5 protein-coding genes are annotated in these 7,198 nt (G+C 54.3%); all 5 read left to right on the top strand.

The genetic code is table 11. The features are described 5' to 3' along the window. On the top strand, positions 1 to 235 hold a 235-nt coding region (locus AABZ39_15075; GenBank protein ID MEK6796101.1), incomplete at its 5' end, for a hypothetical protein. Between the two features lie 389 nt (positions 236 to 624). Continuing rightward, on the top strand, positions 625 to 1,887 hold the full coding sequence (locus AABZ39_15070; GenBank protein ID MEK6796100.1) for a tetratricopeptide repeat protein: 1,263 nt from the start codon (positions 625 to 627) through the stop codon (positions 1,885 to 1,887). A 9-nt stretch (positions 1,888 to 1,896) separates the two neighbouring features. Then, on the top strand, positions 1,897 to 4,434 hold the full coding sequence (locus AABZ39_15065) for an SUMF1/EgtB/PvdO family nonheme iron enzyme (GenBank protein MEK6796099.1): 2,538 nt from the start codon (positions 1,897 to 1,899) through the stop codon (positions 4,432 to 4,434). Between the two features lie 22 nt (positions 4,435 to 4,456). Next, entirely contained in the window at positions 4,457 to 5,932 is a 1,476-nt protein-coding gene (locus tag AABZ39_15060) for an SUMF1/EgtB/PvdO family nonheme iron enzyme (protein ID MEK6796098.1), read from the top strand. A gap of 615 nt (positions 5,933 to 6,547) precedes the next feature. Continuing rightward, positions 6,548 to 7,198 (top strand): AAA family ATPase (locus AABZ39_15055; GenBank protein ID MEK6796097.1); only part of this gene is annotated, 651 nt, incomplete at its 3' end.

Raw genomic sequence — 7,198 nt, 5'->3', positions numbered from 1 at the left:
GGCTGTGCACTCGATGCAGGAGGCTGTGCACTCGATGCAGGAGGCTGTGCACTCGATGCAGGAGGCTGTGCACTCGGCAGTCCCCCGAACACTTCGGATTCCAGTGAAAGGGAAACGCGGAAAGAATTTCGACGCTGAGGACACCGAAAACGCCGAAAAGAATTGTGGCAAACTGAATACGGCGGGAATATGCCTCCGGTTTTTTAAAGATCGAAGGCGGGTATGCGGGTGGTGAAGGAAGCACCGCTTTGCGTGCAATTCGACGGGGTCGTTGTCGGGGAATTCGCAGCAGACCTGTATAAACTCCGAATGAAAATAAATTGAGTCCGCTTGCAGTCAGGCCTCACTGATGACGGCCTGACTGCGAGTGGACGAATCGCATGAGCATCCCCTTTGCGGTCTTTGCGGCTTTGCCGCCAGCTACGGCCTTCGGCCGTACGGGGTGATCACATACGGCTCACAAGTGACGAGGCGGGGCGGGAAGACGCGGTTGTAATTGACAGGAATTCGGCGGATGGTATACTGGCAAGTATGGGCGGTAAAAACGCAAAGTACTATCCCTCTAGAAATAAAAATCCTACTCCTCGATACCCGGATAACAATTGTTCCAACAAAGGCGGGCACATGCGTAATGCGGTAATTACGGCCATCTTCCTGCTCGCACTGATCTCAGCCGGTTTCTGTGATGAGAATAATCCGTTCGTCAAAGAAGTGCGCCGCCGCATCACCACCGCAACGGGTAAGGATGCGCTTGACTATATCTCCAAAAACCTATGGACGCAAACACTCGGCATCACGGAAACGGAATGGTATTATCATCGCGGGGTGGCAAATCTTGTCGCGTATCGGCAGACGAATCCGCCGAGAACGGTGTCGTCGTTCATTCAGCAGGCGGAGAAAGACCTTGTCATCGCAAAAGAGTACCGTGGGGACGATCCCTCATCGTATCGAATTCGGGCTCGTATGTATCTCTCAGCGATCTACGCGCTTGAACTGGGTAGGCCGCAGGACGCGGATGCGTATATACAAGAAGTGGAACGATCGATCGGCGATACGCATGAATATTATCTTACCGTAGCATTCTGGCGTCTCTATCTCGGGAACGTGACTGCTGACGAAGAAGAACGATATCGTGAGGCGATCACTCATGCGGGGGCGAATGCGACCGTGCTCGACTATCGTGTCACGATGTTCGTGAACGCAAAAAAGATATTCGCCGAGATCCGGCCGCGCGAAAGCGTTAAGGGTATTGCGGCGCTCGAGTTTACCCGCGATCCGGGAACGATATCCGTTCTGCCGATACAGCGAGAGATCGAACTCAATGCCGATCCGGTTCGGCGGTATCTTGATCTTGCATTGCTCGCGCTCGCACAGGGGCGCTATGAACAGGCGGATCAAAACGCGCAGCTGGCGTATGCAAAGAAACACGAGGCGGAATGCTATTATGTGTTCGGACGATATGCGTATAATCGCGGCGATATGAGATCGGCGGAAGAGAATTATCGCCTCTGCGTTTCAATGAAGCCGGACTTCGCGCCCTGTCAGTTCTGGTATGGCGTCTATTGTTACGGGTTGAAGAGATTTGATGACGCCGTTTCATCTTTTGAAGCGGCGGTAAAGCTTGTCGCAAACAACGATACCTATTTCATGAACCTCGCCACGGCATATGTCGCGAAAAGGGATATGGGAAAGGCCGAGGCTGCATATAAAAAGGCGGAATTGATCTCCCCCATGCATCCCCTCTTGCTGCGGAACATCGGAACGTTCTACGTGAAATATAAACCGAATAAAGTATTTGCTGAAACGTATTACAAAAAGTATCTCGCGGTTTCTCCCAATGCGCCGGACAGGAATATCGTTCGCACATGGCTGGATCGGCTGCATTAGGCGATGCATATGAAAAAAATATACGCTGCATCACTTGCCGCCATCGTTGCGGTAATCGTAAGTACTGCCGTGTTCGCCGCACTTGCATCGGTGCTTGTGTTCGATCCGATGATCATAACGCCGAATGCGTCGGATGAGAACAAACAGTTGAGCGAATACTTCCTTGCCCGTCTGGGAGAACAAAGGACGGTCGAACGTTCGGTCAATACGAAATATGATGAAGTTTTCAAGCGGATGGAAGCAGCAATGGCTTCCGGGACCAGTGATATCAGGACAATGCTCCTGAAAGGCGCAAATGCTGTCGTAGTGATGAATGTTTTCGCTGACCGATACGATCACATCGCGGTCTGCCGTGAGGCGGAATTGACCACCGGCAGGATACATTCCCTGGGGTATGCAATGGCGGCGGGGCATGATGCCGCTGCAATACGCGCTGCGATAGCGAATGCAGTGATCATGAAAAGACCCGAGGGCTCCGATCGATCGGGAGCACTCACATCGGGGCTGCTCTTGTATAACGGTGAGATGATGACCGGCGTCGGGGCCGCGCTTTCCGATGTCATACTTTCCGAGTCGTTCACCTCGTTTCCCGTGGTAGAACTTGCGCGCCGTGACCGCTATCTGTATGAGCAGGAGCTTGTCATGTCTGGCGCTGTTGAGACTGAAAGGCTTGCATTGCAATCTGACATGTTCGAAGAACCGACCTATGTGGTGCGCGGCGGCGTACAAAGCTATGCCGATGGAACATCGGTCTATCTTGAATTGCGGACGAATACCGGTACCAATGAGCTGGTGTTATTTACCGAAGAACTTCTCAAGGATGATAACAGGACGCTGTATGATTTTGTTGAGACATATCGCGCTCTTATCGACGGGTATAAGAAATCCGGGCTGCTGAAAGTTCGTGTCGTCATTCCCGAGGGTGTGATGGGCACTGCTTTTATCCGCATCGGAGGGAAGAAGGCTTACAATGCCGGGAACGGTGACGAACGTACGTTACGGCTGAAGAGTGGGGTGTGGCGTATCATCGCCGAATGCGAGGGGTGCGTACCTTCCGTCGGGGATGTCGTTGTGACGAAAGGTGGATCGGCTGAATACGTAGTTTCGTTCAAAGTTTCGCCGCCACAGGCTGCCGATACGGATAAACTCAAACTTAAAAGCCTCGAGGCCGCGCTGGCGGCGAGATGGAAAGAGCTTAAGCCGGTACGGGGCGAGTACGATGCGAAGCGGGCCGACTGCCGCGCTGAATGGAAGAAGAAGCGGGACGAAATATCTAAGGACCCGAAGGGCATTGCGGAATCCGACGCAAACTATGCGGTGCGGCTGAAAAAAGAAGCGGACGAGGCGGCATCCGCCGAAAAGGGCGCACTGGAAGTGATCGCCGCCGCGGAGGAGAAGGAAGGTAAATGGGGCGCTGCCTGCAGGGATGCAGTGACGAAAGCGGCGGAATTGGCAGAGGCATCCGTGAACTGGGAGCTTGGAAAATTAGACGGTGAATCAAAAACCATCCCGCTCAAGGGCGAGGTGAAACTTCTGGGGCTTACGTTTAAGACCGCCGTCGTCCTCCCCGTTATGCCGGATGCGAAAACGGCGTGGGCAAAAGTGACCGGCCGCTACGCCGCGAAAGAATATCAGATGCGTATACCGTTCGAGGTGGCGCAGATGGGCGATCGTATCGAACTGAGACCAATGGAAATGAAGATCGGTGCGACCGGAGATGACGATGAGCTGTGGATCGGGGCTTTGGCGCGTACGGGTTCAAGATGGGCGGTTGCTAAGAATGAGGGCGGTGCGATAAAAAATATCGCCGGTATCAGAATGATCCTGGTGGCCGGCGGGTCATATCTGATGGGTAAGGATGGCGCGCTGGAAGTTGAAATGCCGGCGCATCAGGTAAAGATATCGTCCTTCTACATTGGAAAATACGAAGTGACTCAGATGTTGTATAAGGCGGTGATGGGCACCAATCCGAGCAGCTACCAAGGAGACACGATACCTGTTGATCTCGTCTCGTGGTTCGATGCCGTAGATTTCTGCAATAAGTTGAGCGTACGGGTCGGGCTGAAGCCGGCCTATCGAGGATCCGGCAATAACGTTGTGTGCGATTGGACGGCGAACGGATTTCGACTTCCGACTGAAGCGGAGTGGGAATATGCGGCGCGCGGCGGACAGAAGAGCATGGGGTACCTCTATGCCGGCGGGAACGATCTTGATGCTGTGGCATGGTATGATAAGAATAATACGAATAATATGAACACGTTTCCGGTGGGGATGAAGGCGCCGAACGAGCTTGGAATATACGATATGAGCGGTAATGTATGGGAGTGGTGCTGGGATTGGCATCATACGAAATACTATTCTGAATCTCCGGGCAACGACCCTCACGGTCCATTGGCGGGCGATAAGGGACGAACACAGGGCCGTATCGTTCGCGGAGGCTGCTCGTATTCCGCAAATGACGCTCAACGCGCAGCACGCCGCTACGGGGCAATGATGGAACTTCGCAGCAGTGGTACGGGTTTCCGATTGGTCCTTCCGTTTCCGTAATAAAAAAGAAAAGGAGGCCTGAATGAAGATCATCGTTCGATTTGCGATAGTACAGTCGATGTGCATGATGTTCAGTCTTACCGCAGCAGATGCACCCGCGGTACAGGCGGGTAATGACACGCCGACGCTCAAAAGTCTTGAGGTCGGACTTGCTGCAGTATGGAATGGGCTACAGTCGTTACGGGATGAGTATGCTGCGAAGCGGGTTGGTTGTGCAGCGGAATGGAAAAAGAAACGAGAAGAAATAGTAAAACAGGCGAGGGATGAAACCGAATCGAAGGCCGAATATGCTGCGCGGCTGAAAAAGGAAACTGACGAGGCGGTCATTGCTGAGAAAAAAACGATAGAAGAGATCGTGGCCGCGGAGCAGAAAGCGATGTCTGGAAAATTCCTTCCCGCCTGCCGGGAAACCGCAGCCAGGGCCTCGGAATTGGCTGAAGCATCCGCATCCTGGGAGCTTGGGCCGATGGACGGTGAAAAAAAAACGTTCCCGATAAGGGGTGAAGTGAAACTCTTGGCATTGAAATTCAACGGGATCATAGGCCTTGCCGGGGGAGATACCCAAGCGACGAATTTGAACGTGACGAGTCGCTATGCTGCAAAAGAATATACGCTGCGCGTGCCGTTCGAAGTGTTGCCGTCGGGGGGGCGTTTCGAACTGCGGCCGGAGGAAATTAAAATAGTCGCGCCTGGTGAAGAAGGAGCGCTTTGGAGCGCCGCGGTAATTCGCTCTGGTACCGGCTGGGTCAGCGTCAGCGACGGTATGATAACCAAAATGGGCGGCATCGACATGGTTCTGGTAGGCGGCGGGACATTTCTGATGGGAAAGGATGGCACGAGCGAATATAATCCGCCGCCGCATCGGGTAAAGGTCCATGCTTTTTATATTGGAAGGACAGAAGTAACGCAGGCGCAATGGAAAGCGGTGATGGGGAACAACCCGAGTAAGACCCCAGGGGGCGCGTTGCCCGTCGAAAAGGTGAATTGGTTCAATGCCGTGGACTTTTGCAATAAGTTAAGCCTGAAAGCAGGACTGCATCCGGCGTATCGCAGAACCGGTAACACCGTAATGTGCGATTGGAACGTGGACGGTTTTCGCCTGCCGACGGAAGCAGAATGGGAATTTGCGGCGCGCGGGGGACGAAAGAGCAAAGGATACCTCTATTCCGGCGGGAACGATCCGGATACAGTGGCATGGTATTGCGATAACAGTCAATTTAAAACACATCCGGTGGGAACGAAGGTGCCCAACGAGCTTGGAATATACGACATGAGCGGCAATGTGTGGGAATGGTGCTGGGATTGGCATGGATTAAAATATGATCCCGAATCGGTGATCACCGACCCGCGCGGACCTTCGTCTGGCGTTGAGCGCACTGGCCGTGGAGGAGATTGGATCATTAAAGAGCCACGTATCGGGGATGATCACGGCAATTACGAGCCGGGCAGCAGCGAAGCAATGTCCGGTTTTCGTCTGGCCGCTTCGCTGCCCCCGTAACGAGAAGTTCATTGCTGGATCGCTCGCGCAGATATAGCCGCTCGGAGGTTATTGATGCCTGGTACATTGAGCCGCCGCGAGCACCGCCCGTAGGCACGCGTGCGCCTTTGGCGCAGCCCGGCGGCGAAGCCGCTGTGGGATGCCGAGTGCGAGCGGCGCCATGCGTGCGCCCAAAGGGCGCTGCCTGGCGGCAGAGCCGCTACGGGAGGGCGCGGAGCGAGCCCAGAACAGCCAGAACTCAAGTTACCATACATCCCGATATCGGACGAAGTCCAATACATAAGCGAATTCACTTCGGCTGGGCTCAGTGCAAGCGCAGATGCGTAGATGCATAGGCGTAAAAGAGTTGTTGTCGCGGGAAATAAAATATCGATGAATTCGGGCGGAATGACAATGCTCGATGGCGTAGCGGCTCTGCCGCCAGCTACGGCCTTCGGCCGTACGGGGTGGGGCCGGATAGATCAAAAATGAAAATCCTATCCTTATTTCATTGCATGAAGATCTTGTTCTACTGCAATGCGAAACCGCTTTGGTGTTTTTCAATAAATGTAATATACTGGGTATGGATACTTCACTGTGCCCGCGAGAGGTGCGGATCGAAGCATCGGAGGCCGTATGGATGAGATACGCATGTGGGGCGAATCGGTCATTGCCGCCGTCGAAAAAGCGTTCGTCGGAAAACGGGCGGTGATAGAAAAACTGCTGGTCGCCGTCCTTGCCCGCGGCCATGTGCTGCTCGAGGATGTTCCCGGTGTCGGGAAGACCGTGCTCGCCCATGCGCTTGCCCGTGCGCTCGGCGTAAGCTTCAAGCGCATCCAGTGCACGCCCGATCTTCTCCCGGCGGACATCATCGGTGTTTCCATATTCGATCAGAAGCGCGGGCGTTTCCGTTTCCGCAAAGGCCCGTTGCACGCCTCGTTCGTGCTTGTCGACGAGGTGAATCGTGCGACACCACGTTCGCAATCGGCGCTCCTTGAAGCGATGGCGGAAGGACAGGTGAGCGTTGAGGGCAGACGCATCGAGCTCCCCAAACCGTTCTTCCTCATCGCGACGGAGAACCCCATCGAATTCGAAGGTACATTCCCGCTGCCCGAGGCGCAGAAGGACCGATTCCTTCTCTCTTTGAACATCGGATATCCGGTCCGTGCCGCGGAAGAGGGCATACTTGAAATGCAGCGGAGGACGACGCATCCTGTGTTCGATGTCACCGCCGTCTCCGATGTCCCGACGATTCTCCGTCATCAGGAGCAGACGGTAAGTATAAAT

The organism is Spirochaetota bacterium (assembly GCA_038043445.1).
Lineage (GTDB): Bacteria > Spirochaetota > Brachyspiria > Brachyspirales > JACRPF01 > JBBTBY01.
Note: the sequence above shows the minus strand (reverse complement) of the source record. Positions and strands in the feature narration are given on the sequence as shown.